Annotated in this window: 17 protein-coding genes; 4 read left to right on the forward strand and 13 right to left on the reverse strand. The window is 62.5% G+C overall.

Features of this window, described 5'->3' with window-relative positions:
* Position 1 precedes the first annotated feature (1 nt).
* Genes HX793_RS07855 through HX793_RS07910 form a run of 12 tightly spaced genes read right to left on the reverse strand, consistent with a single transcriptional unit; the run spans position 2 to position 10,813 of the window.
* A complete protein-coding gene (locus HX793_RS07855; protein WP_177094617.1) occupies positions 2 to 2,314 on the reverse strand; it encodes an MMPL family transporter in 2,313 nt (770 codons plus the stop codon).
* Positions 2,304 to 2,987, reverse strand: a complete 684-nt coding sequence (locus HX793_RS07860) for an outer membrane lipoprotein carrier protein LolA (RefSeq protein ID WP_177094619.1) — start codon at positions 2,985 to 2,987, stop codon at positions 2,304 to 2,306. The genes HX793_RS07855 and HX793_RS07860 overlap by 11 nt, the downstream gene beginning before the upstream one ends.
* Entirely contained in the window at positions 2,984 to 3,409 is a 426-nt protein-coding gene (locus HX793_RS07865; RefSeq protein WP_016979209.1) for an acyl-CoA thioesterase, read from the reverse strand. The genes HX793_RS07860 and HX793_RS07865 overlap by 4 nt, the downstream gene beginning before the upstream one ends.
* Positions 3,402 to 4,943: an HAL/PAL/TAL family ammonia-lyase gene (locus tag HX793_RS07870; RefSeq protein ID WP_177094621.1), complete on the reverse strand. Its 1,542-nt coding sequence runs from the start codon at positions 4,941 to 4,943 to the stop codon at positions 3,402 to 3,404. The genes HX793_RS07865 and HX793_RS07870 overlap by 8 nt, the downstream gene beginning before the upstream one ends.
* Positions 4,927 to 5,862, reverse strand: coding sequence for a lysophospholipid acyltransferase family protein (locus tag HX793_RS07875; RefSeq protein WP_177094623.1), 936 nt, complete (start codon positions 5,860 to 5,862; stop codon positions 4,927 to 4,929). Before HX793_RS07875 ends, HX793_RS07870 begins: the two co-directional genes overlap by 17 nt.
* The gene (locus HX793_RS07880; protein ID WP_177094625.1) at positions 5,859 to 6,593 is read right to left on the reverse strand and encodes a glycosyltransferase family 2 protein; all 735 of its coding nucleotides are present in this window, start codon (positions 6,591 to 6,593) and stop codon (positions 5,859 to 5,861) included. Before HX793_RS07880 ends, HX793_RS07875 begins: the two co-directional genes overlap by 4 nt.
* On the reverse strand, positions 6,586 to 8,256 hold the full coding sequence (locus HX793_RS07885) for an acyl-CoA synthetase family protein (RefSeq protein ID WP_177058857.1): 1,671 nt from the start codon (positions 8,254 to 8,256) through the stop codon (positions 6,586 to 6,588). Before HX793_RS07885 ends, HX793_RS07880 begins: the two co-directional genes overlap by 8 nt.
* On the reverse strand, positions 8,253 to 8,798 hold the full coding sequence (locus tag HX793_RS07890) for a COG4648 family protein (protein ID WP_016979214.1): 546 nt from the start codon (positions 8,796 to 8,798) through the stop codon (positions 8,253 to 8,255). Before HX793_RS07890 ends, HX793_RS07885 begins: the two co-directional genes overlap by 4 nt.
* Entirely contained in the window at positions 8,795 to 9,049 is a 255-nt protein-coding gene (locus HX793_RS07895) for an acyl carrier protein (RefSeq protein ID WP_016979215.1), read from the reverse strand. Before HX793_RS07895 ends, HX793_RS07890 begins: the two co-directional genes overlap by 4 nt.
* 9 nt (positions 9,050 to 9,058) lie before the next feature.
* Positions 9,059 to 9,328 (reverse strand): phosphopantetheine-binding protein, encoded by a 270-nt coding sequence (locus HX793_RS07900; protein ID WP_014716603.1) that lies wholly within the window; start codon positions 9,326 to 9,328, stop codon positions 9,059 to 9,061.
* On the reverse strand, positions 9,306 to 10,118 hold the full coding sequence (locus HX793_RS07905) for a lysophospholipid acyltransferase family protein (protein WP_095014411.1): 813 nt from the start codon (positions 10,116 to 10,118) through the stop codon (positions 9,306 to 9,308). The genes HX793_RS07900 and HX793_RS07905 overlap by 23 nt, the downstream gene beginning before the upstream one ends.
* Positions 10,094 to 10,813: a beta-ketoacyl synthase chain length factor gene (locus tag HX793_RS07910; RefSeq protein ID WP_177058858.1), complete on the reverse strand. Its 720-nt coding sequence runs from the start codon at positions 10,811 to 10,813 to the stop codon at positions 10,094 to 10,096. The genes HX793_RS07905 and HX793_RS07910 overlap by 25 nt, the downstream gene beginning before the upstream one ends.
* A gap of 348 nt (positions 10,814 to 11,161) precedes the next feature.
* Here HX793_RS07910 and HX793_RS07915 point away from each other — a divergent pair, with 348 nt between their 5' ends.
* Together HX793_RS07915 and HX793_RS07920 are read left to right on the forward strand one after the other, a co-directional pair.
* Positions 11,162 to 11,932, forward strand: a complete 771-nt coding sequence (locus HX793_RS07915) for a ParA family protein (RefSeq protein ID WP_016979218.1) — start codon at positions 11,162 to 11,164, stop codon at positions 11,930 to 11,932.
* 337 nt (positions 11,933 to 12,269) lie between these two features.
* Positions 12,270 to 12,485: a DUF6124 family protein gene (locus HX793_RS07920; RefSeq protein WP_177051612.1), complete on the forward strand. Its 216-nt coding sequence runs from the start codon at positions 12,270 to 12,272 to the stop codon at positions 12,483 to 12,485.
* Between the two features lie 77 nt (positions 12,486 to 12,562).
* Here HX793_RS07920 and trxC read toward each other — a convergent pair whose 3' ends face one another.
* Positions 12,563 to 12,997: a thioredoxin TrxC gene (gene trxC / locus HX793_RS07925; RefSeq protein WP_177051611.1), complete on the reverse strand. Its 435-nt coding sequence runs from the start codon at positions 12,995 to 12,997 to the stop codon at positions 12,563 to 12,565.
* Positions 12,998 to 13,233: 236 nt separating this feature from the next.
* Here trxC and HX793_RS07930 point away from each other — a divergent pair, with 236 nt between their 5' ends.
* Both HX793_RS07930 and HX793_RS07935 read left to right on the forward strand, forming a co-directional pair.
* On the forward strand, positions 13,234 to 13,533 hold the full coding sequence (locus HX793_RS07930) for a type II toxin-antitoxin system HigB family toxin (RefSeq protein ID WP_016979221.1): 300 nt from the start codon (positions 13,234 to 13,236) through the stop codon (positions 13,531 to 13,533).
* On the forward strand, positions 13,530 to 13,931 hold the full coding sequence (locus HX793_RS07935) for a helix-turn-helix domain-containing protein (protein ID WP_016979222.1): 402 nt from the start codon (positions 13,530 to 13,532) through the stop codon (positions 13,929 to 13,931). Before HX793_RS07930 ends, HX793_RS07935 begins: the two co-directional genes overlap by 4 nt.
* Positions 13,932 to 13,959: the final 28 nt, after the last annotated feature.

Genomic DNA, 13,959 nt, shown 5'->3' on the forward strand with positions numbered 1-13,959 from the left:
TTCATAAGGCGTGCTTCTGTTGCCCGGCCCAGGGTGCCAGCATAAAGCTGAATGCCAGGCCCAGGCTGACCGATAAGCCGAAATTGCTCACCGCCGGTGTACTGGACACTGCCAACAGGCCAAACGACAGCCAGGTCGTCAGCGCCGCCAGCAATGTGCCCAGTAGACTGACCGCAGGGCCGCCGATTTGCTCGCGCATCAGGATCGCGTAGTCGACGCTGATGGCCGTGACCAGTAGCAGGCCGAACAGACTGAACAGTGTCAGCGGCTGGCCCAGCCATCCAAGGCTGGCCAGGCTGCACAGGGCCGCCAGCAGCGGTAGCGCGACGATACGCAAGGCACCGCCGAAACCGAACGGCAGGATCAGCAACAGTACGATCAACACGCAAGACATCAACTTCAATTCAGCGGCGCTGATCTGTGTGTCGGCGAACACCCGGTTCAAGTCGCCCAGGCGATCCACCAGTTGCACGCCCGGCAAGTCCAGCGCCTGCACACGCAGCAAGGCGGGGTTGTTCAAGCCTTGCAGGCTGACCATGGCCGCCACGCCGCCATCGACCTGGCCGAGCCACAGCGTGCGCCAAGGCTCGGCCATCGGACCGGCCAGCGCGGCGTCGATGTCTTGGGTGGGCAGCGCTTGCAGGTGCGCAACTTCGGCTTGCAGGGCGCTGGCGGGCACGCCGAGGTCGAGCAGCGGCTGCCAGTGTTGCGGCAGGTTGTTCAGCGCATCACGCAGTTGCTGTTGCTCGGCGGGCTGGCTGACCAGTTGATTGAGCGCCAGGTAGCCCTGGAGCTTGTCCATATTCACCAATTGATCCAGGCGCTGCGCCAACGCGCTCTGACGCTCTAGCAACTGTTGCTGGTTGTCCGCCCGCACCAGGAAGAACTGGCTGGTGGGCTGGAACCCGGTGATCCGCGCCACGGCCTGCGCTTCTTGCAGTAATTGTGGCGGCGCGCCGATCCATTGGCGGATATCGTTTTTGCTGTTCAGGTGCCACAGGCCACCGGCGCAAAACAACAACACCAGCGCCAGCAGTATCGGGCTTGGCACGCGCTTGAGCAGCGACTCGCGCACCAACCACAGGCATTCGGCGACACGCAGCGGCCATTGCGCCGGGCGTAACTCGACGCCCTTGAGCAGCGCCGGCAACAGGCACACGGCGGACAGGTAGGCACCGACCAGGCCGGCGGCGGAGAAGATGGCGATTTGCGTCAACGCCGGGAACGGCGTCCAGGCCAGCGCCAGGTAGCCGATGCAACTGGTCGCCAGGCTCAGGCTCAACCCCGGCAAGGTGATGCGCAACGCCGGCCAACTGCGCCACGGCTGCATGCTCCAGCTTTTCGACAGGTAATGCAGCGGGTAATCCACCGCCACGCCGATCAGGCTGGAGCCCAGCACCAGCGTCATCACATGCATATGGCCGAACAGCGCCACGCAGGCCACCGCGCCAAACAGCATGCCCACCAGCACCGGCACAAAGGCCAGCAACACCCGCCAGCGGCGGAAGGCGAGCAGCAGCAACAACAGGATGCCGACGGTAGCGCCGCCGCCGACCCAGGTGATTTCCCGCGTGGCTTGCTGCTGACCATTGGCGGCGTAGAGCAAGCCGCTGGCGGCGAGTAATTGCGCGCCGTGTTCGCTGGCCTGCGCGCGACTGCCCTGGAGCAAATCCGCCACTTGCAGCGGCAGTTTCATGTCGAAGGCATTGCCGGTGGTGCGCGCACGCAGCAGCACCCAGCTCTTGCCATCGGCATCGGCGATCAACGCACCGCTGCCGATATCCAACTGCACCGTGCCGTGTTGCGGCTGGCTGTTCTGGATACGCCCGGTGAGGCCCAGCCAATCGTCCTGGCTCGGCACCAGGCTGAAGCCGGTAAAAGGGTCGAACAGCGCTTGCACGCGCTGCTGGATAAACGCGTCGGGCTGTTCGAGCAACTGCTCGCGGTCCTTGGCCGAGAGCATCGCCAGGCGCCCGCGCAGCAGTTGCTCGCGCAGCGCCGGCAAGTCGGCTTGCAGGTTCCACTGCACTTTTTCAAACAGCCCACTGGCCTGCCAGCGCTCGCCCAATTGTTGGGCGACTGTCACGGCTTGCTGGCGGTCGGCGTGGCCCACCAGCACCAGCATCTCGCGGTTCAGCGGTTCCTGCATGCGCTGTTCGGCTTGCTGTTCCAAGGCGTCCGGAGTGTTGCCCGGTACCAGTTCCATCAGGTTGGCCGACAACGGCGCGCCATGGCGCCACTGCCAGCCGGCCAGGGCCAGCACGGCCACCAGCAGGATCAGGAACAGGCGCGGCAGCAGGCGCTCACTGGGCAAAGTCGTGTTGCTCCGCTTCGCTCAGGGGTTGGCCGGCGGTGCTGTCCTGCATGCGCAAAACAGTGCTGTCGCCTTGGGTTTCCAGCAGTTCGATGGTCTGCACCAAGTCGCCGCCGTCGATGTTGATCTGGGTGAAAACCTGCTTGAGCAACAGTGAGCGCGGGATCAGCGTGAGCTTCCATTGCTTCGCCTCGCCTTGCAGCTGCAATTCGAAGTCACGCTGCAAGCCGCTGCTGTCGCCCTGGAGCACGGCGAGGAACAGGCGATTCTGCTCGGCGCCGGCGCTCTTGTTCGGCAGCAGTTGCCAGCCATTGGCGTCGCGGCGGGCAATGCCCTGGGCGCTGATGCGGTAGTCCTGTTGCAGTGGAGTTTTCAGCAGCCACAGCAGGCCGTGGTCTTTCGCCAGCACAAAGGTGCCTTTGCTGATCAACGGCTGGGGCAGGGCACGCAGGTGTTTTTCCTGGGTGAAGTTGCCGTGGATCACTGAGGGCTTGGCCAGTTGGTCGCTCAACTGCTGCAAGTCAAAAGCCTGGGCACAAAAGCTCAGCAACAACCCGATCCCTGTAGGAGCGAGCTTGCTCGCGAAAAACCTGAGGGCGCTGCGCAGTGTCAGGCAGCCCGCGTTATCGTTGACGATTTTCGCCGGCAAGCCGGCTCCTACAGGGGGTCTCATTTCAGGGCCCTTTCGACGGCGTCGGTGAATACTTTGGGGGAGGCCAACCGCATCTCGCGACTGGCGATTTCCACCGCCACTTGCACGGTGCTGGCGCGGGTCAGCCGTTCGCCACTGGCCAGGTCAGTGATCAGGTAATTGACCTTCAAACGGTTCTCCCACTCCACCAGGCTGGCGCGCACGTTGAGGGTCTGGCCGAACACCGCGCCGCGTACGTAACGCAGCTGCATGTCGATCACCGGCCAGGCGTAGCCGGATTCGAGCATTGCCGTGTAGTTATGCCCGATCTTGTCCAGCAACGCACAGCGCGCCACTTCCAGGTACTTCACGTAATGCCCGTGCCACACCACGTTCATGGTGTCGACGTCAAAAAACGGCACGAGGATTTCAGTGTCGCAATGCAGCACGCCCTGGCTACGCATGCAGCCTCCAGTGTTGCTCGGCAATGCGTTGCAGGCAAAGGCGCAGTTCGCCTTCGAGGGCGCGGTCTTCGATCAGTGGTGGGAAGTCTTTGCCGAGTTCCTCATGCATGGTCGCCAATGCCGGCGGTAGTGGCCGTGCATCCTCGGCCTGGGCCCGCAGCCACACACCCTGATTGGCGGCGAGCAGCGTGGCGGCGGCGACCTGCTCGGTCAGCTCCAGTACGCGGATTGCATCGCGAGCGGCGATGGTGCCCATGCTCACTTTGTCCTGGTTGTGGCACTCGGTGGAGCGCGAGAACACGCTGGCCGGCATCGTATTTTTCAACGCTTCGGCGGTCCAGGCGCTGGTGCCGATCTGCACGGCCTTGAAGCCGTGGTTGATCATGGCGCGATCAGCCGGTGCGCCGGACAGGTTGCTCGGCAGGCCGTGGTTGTAACGCACGTCCACCAGTAACGCGAGCTGGCGGTCGAGCAGGTCAGCGACGTTAGCCACCAGCGTCTTGAGGCTGTCCATGGCGAAGGCGATATGCCCGCCGTAGAAATGTCCACCGTGCAGCACGCGCTCTTCTTCGGCGTCGATGATAGGGTTGTCGTTGGCGCTGTTCAGCTCGATCTCGATGAACGAGCGCAGCCAGTTCAGGCTGTCGGCCAGCACGCCAAGGACGTGGGGCGCGCAGCGCAGCGAGTAACGGTCCTGCAGGCGATGCAGCGGCGCGGTCGGCGCGTCGATCGCCAGGTCCTTGCGCAGCCAGGCGGCGACTTGCATCTGCCCAGGGTGCGGCTTGGCGGCGAACAGGCGTTCGTCAAAGTGCTCCGGGTTACCTTGCAGCGCCACCACGTTCAGCGCGGTGATGCGCGTGGCCAGTTGCAGCAGGTAGTCGGCGCGGGCGAATGCCAGGCAGGCCAGGCCGGTCATCACGGCGGTGCCGTTCATCAGGGCCAGGGCTTCCTTCGGGCGCAACACCAGCGGTTCCCAGCCCAGCTCGCGGTGCACGTCGGCGGCTTGGCGACGTTCGCCACGGAACATCACTTCGCGTTCGCCGGACAGGGTTGCGGCCACGTAGGACAGTGGCGTCAGGTCGCCGCTGGCGCCCACCGAGCCTTCTTCCGGGATCAGCGGCAGCACGTCGTGTTCAAGGAAACCGTGCAGGCGTTCGAGCAACTCCACGCGCACGCCGGACACGCCGTGGCACAGCGACTGCAATCGCGCCGCCAGCACCGCGCGGGTGGCTTGCGCATCCAGCAACTTGCCCAGGCCGCAACCGTGGAAGGTGTACAGATGACGCGGCAACGCCTCGACGTGCTGCAACGGCACCGCCACCACGCACGAGTCGCCGTAGCCGGTGGTCACGCCGTAGATTACGCCTTCCTTGTCCAGCAGCGAGTCGAGGAACTGCGCGCCCTTGGCAATGCGCTGGCGATAGGCGGCATCGTCCTGCAATTGGGTCGGCGCCTGACGGTTGGCCAGGGCCAACACGTCTTCGATGCGCAAAGCGCGTTCGCCAAAGGTTACCGGCTCAAGATGCGTCGTCATCGGTCTTCCAGAAAGGGTAAAAGTTGAACCATTGTTGGGGCGCTTCCAGGCAGAACTGGCCCAGGCGTGCGGCGTAGCGCGCGGTCCACAGGGCTATGACCTGCTCGCGGGTGTTGCGTTTCCATTCGATCAATTCAGCGAAAGGCTCAATGCTCAGGCGATAGCGGCCTGTGTGCTTGAGGCACATCAGCAGGTTCACCGGGCATTTGAGCAGGCCGGCCAGCAGCCACGGGCCCTGGGGGAAGGCCGCGTCATGGCCAAGGAAATCCACGCGCACCGTGCGCCCGCCGTGCAGCGGCACGCGGTCGCCGGCAATGGCCAGCCATTCGCCGTCGTCCAAGCGCTGGCTGAGCAGCAACATGGTAGCCGGGTCCAGCTCGCTGACCTGGATCAGACGCAAGTGGGTCGCCCCGGCTTCGCCCAGCAGGCGGTTGAATTGCTCGGCGTGCTTGGTGTGCACCAGTACGTTCATGGTGACTTGCTCGCCAATCTCGGCGAGGGCGCGGCACACTTCGAGGTTGCCCAGGTGTGCGCCCACCAGCATCTGCCCGCGCTCGCCGCGCAGTTGCCCGCGCAATTGCGCCGGGTCGTTGATCTCGATCTGCTCCAGGCGCAGCTTGCCGTTCCACACGTCGAGCTTGTCGAGCAGCGAGTCGGCAAAGGCCATGAATTGGCCGAAGACTTTCCAGTGGCTGGGGCGCAGTTCATCGCGCCCGCTCCAGTCGGCCAGGCGCTGCTGGTACTGCCAGGCGCTGCGGCGCGCGGTGCGGCCAAACAGGAAGAAGTACAAGACGATGCCGTACAGCACCGGGCTCAACAGGCGGCGGCCAAGGACCTTGGCGGCGAAAGCCGTGAGCTTCATCAGCCAATAGCTGCCGCGTTCCTCGCGGTCGGCCCAGTGTTTGCCGCTGTCATTCATGCCTGCCACCGTCGCCACAGGATCAGTGGCGCGCGCACCAACATGCCGAAGAACAACCGGGTGTGCATGGCCGAGATGCGTACGTTGTCGCGGAACAGCCGGAAGTGCGACAGGCCGTCAGCCGGGTAATGCACCTGGGTTGGCAGCCAGCGCATCGGCTGGTTGCGCCAGGCCAGGCGCACGAGGATGTCGGAGTCGAAATCCATGCGTGTGCCGATGTAGGCCGAGTCCATCAGTGCCAGCACCGGAGGCAGCGGGTATACGCGAAAGCCGCACATGGAGTCGCGGATCTGCAGCGACAAGGTGTTGATCCACACCCACACGTGGGTCAGGTAGCGCGCGTACAGGCGGCCTTTGGGTACGCTGTCGTCGTATTCGGGGTAGCCGCAGATGATCGCGTCGGGGTGCCGGCGGGAGGTGTCGAGGAAGGTCTCGACTTCGCGCAGGTCATGCTGGCCGTCGGCGTCGACTTGTAGGGCGTGGCTGAAGCCCAGGCGTGCGGCCTCGCGGAAACCGGCCATCACGGCACCGCCCTTGCCCTGGTTGGTGGGCAGGGTCAGCAGGGTGACGTTTTCCAGGGTGGCCAGTTGCGCCAGCACGGCGGCGCAGGCCGGGCTGCTGCCATCGTCCACCAGCAGGCAGGGCAGGCCACTGTTCAACAGACTCTGGACCACGGCGGGCACGGCGGCTTCGTGGTTGTAGACCGGGATCAGGGCGCAGGGGTTATGCATGCGCGGCCTCCAGCAAAATCCGGCCGCTGGAGCAGGCGGCGACGCCGTTGCGGTAGGCGAAGTACAACTTGCCGCGCTCCCGGTCGAAGCGCAGATGCAGCTCGATTGCGTCGCCGGGGCGGACCAATTGCTGGAACTTGAGCACCTCCATTCCGGCAAAGGTCGGCGGTAAATCCAGCAGCTGCTGGCCCAGGTTGAACGCCCATTCCACCTGCACCACGCCTGGCAGCACCGGCGTGACCGGGAAGTGCCCGCTGAAATAGGCCAGGTCTGGCGGGACGCTCAGTTGCAAGGTCCATTCGCCATCGGCTTCGACCTGCTCTAGTACTTCCGGGGCTTTCGGTCGTGGTGCCACCAACAGCGCCTCGACCTGCGCCTGGGGCAGTTTGCCTTGGCTGTTCAGCGGCAACTGTCTCAGTAAACGCCAGCGACGCGGCAGCGCCAGGGCTTCGCAATGCTGGCTCAAATGTTGGCGCAGTGTTTGGGTGAGCGTGCGTCGGCCCTGATTGCGCAAGGCATGCAGGCCTTCGGCGCTCAGCACCACCAAGGCACCCAGGGACGCGCGGTTTTCCTGCACCACGCCCAGGCGCGTTTCCGCGACCCACGGGTGGGCCATCAGCGCGTTTTCCAGCATGGGCAGGGAGATGCGTTTTTCTTCCAGCTTGACGATGCGGTCCAGGCGGCCCAGCAGCTCGAAGCGACCATCGGCATGGATGCGGGCAGCGTCGGCGGTCTGTTCGACATGCCCTTCAGGCAAATACGGTGAAGCGATGCGCAGGGCGCCGTCGGCGTCCTGGCTCAGGTGCACGTCTGCAAACGGCTGCCACGGCTGCGCACCCTGGCGCCAGGCAATGCCACCGGTTTCCGAGCTGCCAAGGATCTCAGTGGGCCACTGTTGCAAGCGGTCGTACAGGCTGCCTGCGGCGTCCACCGGCAATGCGCCGCCGGAGGAAAATACCCGTGACACCTGGCTCAGCGCCGGCCAATCAAGGTTGTCGCCCATGCGTTTGAGCAATGCCGGGCTGGCGACCCAGGCGAACCGGGCATGCTCACGGCTGGCGCGCTGCAAGTCTTCAGGGAAGGCCAGTTGCTTGCGCACGAAGGTGCGGCCGGCGCACAGCGGCCACAGCACGCGGAACAACAAGCCGTAGATATGCTGAGTGGCGACGCTGCCGATGATGCAGGCGTCCTTGAGGTCTTGACCCCACAGGGTTTCCAGGGCTTCGACCTCGTTGGCCAGTTGGCGCAGGGTCTTGTCGATGCGCTTGGGCTCGCCGCTGGAACCAGAGGTGCACAGGCTCAGTTGGCAAGCGTCCAGATCGAGTGCCGCAGCGCTCAGTGGCGCCTGGTACAGCGCGTCCAGGTCTGTCGTTTCGGTCAGCCAGGCATCGACGGCCTCGTCCCAGCGTTGGCGGGTCTGAGGTTGCAGGTCGGCGGGCAACAACACGCTGACTCCGGCGCGCCAGGCGCCCAGCAGGGCAATCGCCAGCAGGCCGGCGTCTTCCAGGTACACGGCCAGGCGCTGGATACCGCGCGCTTGCAGGCCTGCGGCCAGGCTCAGGGACTGCGCCCACAACTGGGCATGATTCATTGCAGGTTCGGTGGTGACCGGACGCTGTTCCAGCGGCTCAAGCAACAAGTGCTCAAGTTTCAACCCATTCATACGCGGCCTCGAACCCTTTGTCGTACCAGCCATTCCACGGCAAACAACAGCCCCATCAGCCCGTAGGCGATCAGGCCGTTGTACAACGTCCACCAGCTCAGCGGCGCCCACAGGGTGAGGGCGGCGGCGAGCAGGCCATTACACAGAAAAAACACGCTCCACACCACGGTGACCTGGCGGGTATACACAATGGCATGCGGGGGCAGCACCGGGTCGGTCATGCGCGCCAGGCGCTCGACCATCGGCGGGCCGTATTTGAGGCTCAAGCCAAACAACGCCAACATGAACCCGCTGACCAGGCTCGGGTACCAGCGCAGCAAGTGCGGGTTGTCGAACCAGGCCAGCAGCAGGCAAAAGAAGATCACCGCCAGCGCCATCCAGCGGCTGCCGGGGCGTCGCGCACCGGTCAGTGCGCGCAGCAGCCACAAACTGCCGAGCAGCAGGCCGAATTGCCACGGGGCGAAGTGTTCGGTGCCGTAATACACCGCAAAGGGGTACAGCAGCCCCGCCAACAACAGGCCAAGGCCGATCAGCCGGCTCATGCGGCAGGCGTGACCAGACGGTACACCGCCTCAACCACGTCGTTGACGGTGCGCACGGCCTTGAATTCTTCGGCGGCGATCTTCTTGCCGGTCTGGCGCTTGATATGGTCGATCAAGTCGACGGCATCGATGCTGTCGATTTCCAGGTCCTGGTACAGGTTGGCGTCAAGGGTGACGCGTTCCGGCGGCAGTTCAAACAGTTCCACCAAGGCGTCGCGCAAGGTGTTGAAAATATCGTCACGAGTTTGCATGGTCCGGTCTCAAGCTGCCTGTCTGGCCGTGACGAACGCCGCAAGGCTGGCCACGTTGGTGAAGTGATTGCGGGTGTCCTTGGCGTCGGCATCGATCTTGATGCCGTACTTTTTCTGGATCGCCAGGCCCAATTCCAGGGCGTCTACCGAATCCAGGCCGAGGCCTTCGCCGAACAGGGTCTGCTCGCTGCCGATGTCGTCGACACTGATGTCTTCCAGGCCCAGGGCCTCGATGATCAGCGTCTTTATGTCGTGCTCAAGGCGGTGTTGGTCGCTCATCTTCGGCGAGCTCCTTAATAAAAAAGTGATGCAGGTAATCGTTGAGCTTGCGTGAGGCCTGGGGCGCGGGCCCCATTGATGCGAACGCCTGTGGTTCTATATCGGCACCCACCCGCAAACTGAAGTGCACGCGGCATTTTGGGATGCGATACCAGGGTTCGGCCTTGGTCAGCGTGGTGGGGCTGACCTTGATCACCACGGGGGTGATGATTGTCGCACCGCGCAGCGCAATGGCGGCGCCGCCGCGATGAAAGGCAGGCGCCGCGCCGGGTGTGGTGCGGGTGCCTTCGGGAAAGATGATCAGGGTCTGGCCGCTGCGCAGGGCGTCAGCCGCCGCATCGAGCATTTCGGCACTGCCGTCGTTGCTGATATAGCCCGCGTCGCGCACCGGCCCACGGGTGAAGGGGTTCTGCCACAGGCTCTGCTTGACCACGCAGTTGGCCTGGCGCACCAGTCCAATCAGGAACACCACGTCGATCAACGACGGGTGGTTGGCGATGATCATCTGGCCAGGGCGGCCGAGTTTTTCCGCGCCTTCGACACTGTAGGTGAGCACGCCGGCGCGCTGCATCAGGCGAATAAAGAACCAGAACAGCCAACTGATGGTGTGGCGGGCGCGGCTGCGGTGTTTGGCAGCGTCCCCTGGCAGGCAACTGAGCAGCGGGAACACCAGCAAACGCAGGCACAGGCCGCCGAAGCCGAACAGCGCGAAGCTGGCGGCGGTGGCGAACAGGCGCCAGTAGTAGGCGTCCCGTGGTTTCTCGTTCAGGGCTTGCGTTGCCAGTTCCATACACGGTTCTTCCAGGCATGTTGGCAGGCGACCTGTTCGGTGAGCAGGGTGCGCAGCAGGTTCAGGGCGTGGGGCCACTGGGGTTGAGTGGGTTGGACAGTGCCGCTGTTCAGTTCCAGCTGCCACTCGTCGCCCGGTGTCAGCAGCAGGCCAAGGGCGTAGGGGAAGGGCACGTCGTGAATCCAGCTGGCGTAAGCCTCGGGCGGCTGTTCTTCGGTGATCACCAGCAACACCGCCGGCGCGCCTTCGTTGAGCAGCGCGGCGGCTTCGAGCATGCCGTGTTCCAGGCCGTCACCCGCAGCGGCGAGGGCGGTCATTTCGCTGGTCTCATTGCGCAGGATCGACCACAGGCCAATCACCGCGTTGTGCACTGACAGGCTGAACTGGGTCGGCGACAGCGGCTGGTCGTTGGCCAGGTCACTGAGAATGTCGAGGGTGCGCGGGGTCTCGCCATGCCGGGAGACAAACACCAGCGGCAGGTCCTGCAAACCCTCGGCCAGTGGCCAGCCCACGCTGAACGCCATGCGCGCCAGGCGGCTCAGGCGGCGGCGTTGCATGGCCGGCAGGAATGACACATCGGGGCAGGCTTCGCTGGCAGGCAGCAACACCGGGGCCTGGCACCATGAGTGCCAGTCGTCCGCACTCTCCAGGCCAGGGGCCCAGGCGCGCCATTGGGCGATGTTGAAGTTGATCACTGAGAAGTTATCCCGCCCCTGCGGGCTTCCATGTGCGACTTTTGGCCCCGAATACCGGGACAGGGAACAATAGTCGAATGGCGCGCATTATCCCGGTGCCGTGGGGTTCTAGCAAACTTTGGTAAAGATTTGTGCACGGTTGATTACAAAATAGTGGAAAGGATTTACAGATTGTCCTTTACCAAGGGGCTGATTGGATTGTCGGACCGTTCTTTTTAATCTGTCGGCTGCGTATGACAGGCAGGTCGCCGATCGGCCGTGATGCAGCAGTGCATGGATGAACGAGGTAGCTAACAGGCGCTTTTGCCCTCTACACTCGGACATTCATTGATACACGGAGGTTTTTCCATGCGGCGTGTGGTGTTCAATCAGAAAGGCGGCGTTGGCAAGTCCAGCATTGCCTGCAACCTGGCGGCAGTCAGCGCCAGCGAAGGTTATCGAACCCTGTTGGTGGACCTCGATGCACAAGCCAACTCAACCCAGTACCTCACGGGGCTGACCGGCGACGATATCCCCATGGGGATCGCGGATTTTTTCAAGCAAACCCTGTCTTCCGGGCCGTTTTCCAAGAAGAACAAGGTAGATATCTACGAAACCCCGTTCGACAACCTGCACGTCATCACCGCAACCCCGGAGTTGGCCGACCTGCAGCCCAAGCTTGAGGCCAAGCACAAGATCAACAAGCTGCGAAAGCTGCTGGATGATCTGAGCGAGGATTACGACCGGATCTACCTGGATACACCGCCAGCCCTGAATTTTTATGCCGTTTCGGCGCTGATTGCCGCTGATCGCGTACTGATCCCCTTCGATTGCGACAGCTTCTCGCGTCAGGCCCTGTATGGCCTGCTGGCGGAAATCGAAGAATTGAAGGAAGACCACAACGAAGGCCTTGAGGTGGAAGGCATTGTGGTCAACCAGTTCCAGGCCCGGGCGACGTTGCCGCAGCAGATGCTTGATGAATTGATTGCTGAAGGGTTGCCGGTATTGCCGGTGTACCTGGCCAGCTCCGTGCGCATGCGCGAGTCACACCAGGAGAGCAAGCCGCTGATCCACCTGGACCCACGGCATAAGCTGACGCAGCAGTTTGTGGAGTTGCATAACCTGCTGGAAAACGCGTGATCGATGTCGATCCTTCTTACAGGGGGTGTAGGAAGGGTCTGGCTATAGGGGTTAAGCCTTGTAACGTTGCCTACAGGTACTCCAGAATCCGCTGGCTTGTGCGTCTGGATGGGCTTCTCTTAAGGTTCTCGGGCCACTGAATTCTCAGTGGTCGGGTTTAGTAGCCCGTGTTGAGACGTACAGCAAAATCGTCGATCAGGACCTTCCTGAATTTGATGGTGGCTGTACGGAGGGCGCTCTTGAGCGCGCCGGTTGCGTCTCCCGGTCTACTAACCTGCGTACAGCTGCCACCCCCGTTTAGTAGCGGTCGGTTGCGGCTCCTGCTCGGAGACGATCCATGGTTAACCTTTATACCGTCACCCCCAACCTCCCCACCGAAACCCTCGTCCTCAACAGCTACGAAACCTTCTCCTCCGTCCGCACCCTGTTGCTCAACTTGTCCAACGACCTCACCGGCGAACACCGCGACGTGGCACTGGCGATCCACCAATTGAGCGAGCTAGGTGTACTGCTGGTCGGCCAGATGATGGACCGTGAAGCCCCGGTGGCCTGAGGCTAAAACGCGGTCAAAAAATGTGGGAGCGAGCAAGCCCGCTCCCACATTAGGTTGGTGTTGTTCTTAGAGGCGATTTACACGCCCTGACTGCGTAGCCAGGCTATCAACTGCGGCAACGGAAACGCCCCGCTCTGGCGCGCCACTTCGCGGCCGTTCTTGAACAGAATCAAGCTGGGAATCGAGCGAATCCCCAACTGCGCCGACAACTGCTGATTGGCCTCGCTATCCAGCTTGGCCAATCGGCACTTGCCCGCCAACTGCCCGGCCGCCTGCTCGAACACCGGCGCAAACGATTTACATGGCCCGCACCAGTCGGCCCATACATCCACCAGCAACGGCAGGTCGCCTTTGATCTGGCTGGCGTAGTCGCCTTGTTTCAGCTCAAACGGCTTGCTCAACAAAACCGGCTGCTTGCAGCGCCCGCATTTGGGCGCATCGCCCAGGCGTTCGCCGGGGATGCGGTTGAGGCCGTTGCAGTGGGGGCAAGGGATTACACGAGGTTCGGACATGGTGGGGCTCCAACGAAAGCAGTCAGTGGAGCTCAATGTGGAGTCGGGCGCAGGTGTTATCAAGTTCTAAGCGACGTTGCATATGCTCACAGATTTTTGCGCGTCGATTGCGCGTGCCTATCTAGGCTGTGAAAGCGTGTTCGACAAAGCACCACCGGTCCGATCGGCTCTATAGCAAATTGCGATAGTCAGCGTTCGGGTTTAACCTTCATAGCAAGATGCGATAGGGATGTTGCATGCGAGTGATCAGTGCGAAGCAAATACGAAATGCCAAGGAAAAATGGCCTCACTCAGCCAGTGCTCTGGATGAGTGGCATCGTAAGGTCAAAGTCATCAGCCCTGAAGATTTTGCGACGTTGAGAGCCGTTTTCCCTGCTGTGGATAAAGTTGGGGCGCTGCATGTGTTCAATATCGGAGGCAACAAGCTCCGCCTTGTTGCCATCGTGCGCTATCGAATGCAGCGTCTCTATATCCGGCATGTTTTGGACCATCGTGAATACGACAAGGGTAAGTGGAAGGAGTCATGGGAAAAATGAGTGTATTGATCGAGCAAGTCGCCGAGCATTGGCAGTTTGTATCACCCTTGTTGCGTAAGCCGAAAACCGAGGCAGATTACGATCTGTTGGTCGAGGCGCTCGACGAATTGCTGGATATCGTGGGGGACGATGAAACCCATCCGCTGATGGGGCTGGTCGATATCATCGGTGACTGGGTTGAGGCCTACGACTTAGAGCATTGGCCAATACCTGAGGCGAGCGGAGTTGATGTACTGCGCTCAATGATGCAGGAACATGGTTTGACGCAAAGTGATCTGCCTGGCGTAGGCGCTCAATCGGTTGTCTCAGAAATCCTGAGTGGAAAACGCCAGCTGAACGTTCGGCAGATTCGTTGGCTGGCGGAGTTCTTCAAGGTGCCGGTGGACATGTTCATCTGATCATGACTAAGACGGTGGGCGATCTTCT

It is taken from the genome of Pseudomonas reactans (assembly GCF_013387025.1).
GTDB classification, from domain to species: domain Bacteria; phylum Pseudomonadota; class Gammaproteobacteria; order Pseudomonadales; family Pseudomonadaceae; genus Aquipseudomonas; species Aquipseudomonas reactans.